This is a genomic window from Streptomyces sp. NRRL B-24085 (genome assembly GCF_001282115.1).
Classification (GTDB): Bacteria; Actinomycetota; Actinomycetes; order Streptomycetales; family Streptomycetaceae; genus Streptomyces.
Map to the genome: position 1 here is coordinate 1 of NZ_LJBR01000255.1, position 1702 is coordinate 1702.

The following is a 1702-nucleotide window of genomic DNA, read 5'->3' on the forward strand; positions in this document are numbered from 1 at the left end:
ACCCTCCGAGGCCCTCCCGCCGCCGTCACCGGCAACGGCACGGGCCCCAACACCTCGGCCTCGTCCGGCAGTTCCACCGCCGCGAGGAACTCGGCGAGCGCCTCCCCGGGCCCGGACACCGAGGCCATCCGCGACACCGGAGGAAATCCCAGCTCGGCCCGCTCCCCCAGCTCCCGCACCGCGTGCCCCACCGGGTCCCACCGGACCAGCGCCTGCACCGGCCGCAGCGTGGGCTCGGCGACCACCACCACGGTGCCGCCGGCTCCCTGCGCCCGCACCAGCGCCGCCGCCGCGATCCACCGCCGCAGCGCGTCCTCCGCGGCCCGCAGGTCGGGCCGGCCGAGCATGGCCCAGCCGTCCAGCAGCAGTGCCGCCGCGTACCCGCCCTCGGCGACCGGCTCGGCCCCCGGTGTGCTCACCACCAGGGCCGGCGCCCCGGGCACGGTGTCCAGCACATGCTCACGCCCGGACGTCCGCACCGGAACGGCCGGAAACGCCCGCCCCAGCTCCTCCGCGGTCCGCCGGGCCCCCACGACCTGCGCGCGCAGCCGGAACCCCCCGCACTCCGGGCAGTGCCAGGACTCCTCCTCGCGCCCGCACCACCCGCACCGCAGCGCCGCTGCGGACTCCTGCCCCTCCAGCGGCCCGGCGCAGTGCCGACAGCGCGCGGGGGCCCGGCAGTTGGCGCAGGCCATCCGCGGCACGTACCCCCGCCGCGGCACCTGCACGAGCACCGGCCCGTGCCGCAAGCCCTCCCTGACGGCCTGCCAGGCGAGCGTGGGCAGCCGGGCCGCCCGCGCGGCCTCGTCCCGCGCGAGGTCCTGGTCCCCGACCGTGCGCACCAGGGGAGCCACCGCCCGCACCTGCTCCCGCGAGGCCACGAGCGGCCGGGCCCAGCCGCTCTCCACGAGCTGCGCGGCCTCCACCGTGCAGCTCCAACTCCCCAGCAGGAAGGCGCACTTGTCCTGCGCTGCCCGCAACAGCAGTACCTCGCGCGCATGCGGCTGCGGGGCATGCGGCTCGCTGTGGCTGTCGTCGCCGTCGTCCCAGAGGGCGACGAGACCGAGGTCCCGCACCGGGGCGAACATGGCGGCCCGCGTCCCGACCACGGCCCGTACGGCGCCCCGCCGCACGGCCAGCCACTCCCGGTACCGCTTCTCGGGCCCGGCGTCGGCGGTCAGGACCGCGTGCCGCCCCTCCCCCAGCACCGAGCTCAAGGCGGCGTCGACGCGTGCGACGGCCCGCCCGTCCGGCACGACGACGAGCGCCCCCCGCCCCGAGGCCAGGGTCGCGGCGACGGCCCGCGCCAGCTCCTCGCTCCACTCCGGACCGGGCAGGGCGTTCCACACCGCGCGCGGCGCGCCTCCCGAGGCCAGCGACTCCAGGAAGGCGCCCCCGCGCTCGTACCGCCCCCAGGACGCCGTCTCCGGCGGGGCCGGCGGCGGCAACGGCTCGGGCGAGGGCCGCTGTTCGGCCCTGGCGCTGCGGGGTGGCACCGCGAGCTGGAGCACATCGGCGAGACTTCCCGCATACCGGTCGGCGACGGCCCGCGCGAGTCCCAGCAGCTCCTCGCTGAGCACCGGCTCGGGCGAGACGACCTGGGCGAGCGCCGCCAGCGGCCCGGAGTAGTCGGACTCGGCGAGCCGTTCGACCAGGAACCCGTCGATCAGCCCCCCGCCCTCACGCCGCCCCTCCCGGACGC

The 1702-nt window shown here is 78.3% G+C and carries 1 protein-coding gene; it reads right to left on the reverse strand.

Annotated features, from left to right (window positions below; all coding sequences use genetic code 11):
• Window positions 1-1702: primosomal protein N' (locus AOJ26_RS26160; protein WP_053850802.1), on the reverse strand; the 1702-nt coding region annotated here is incomplete at both ends.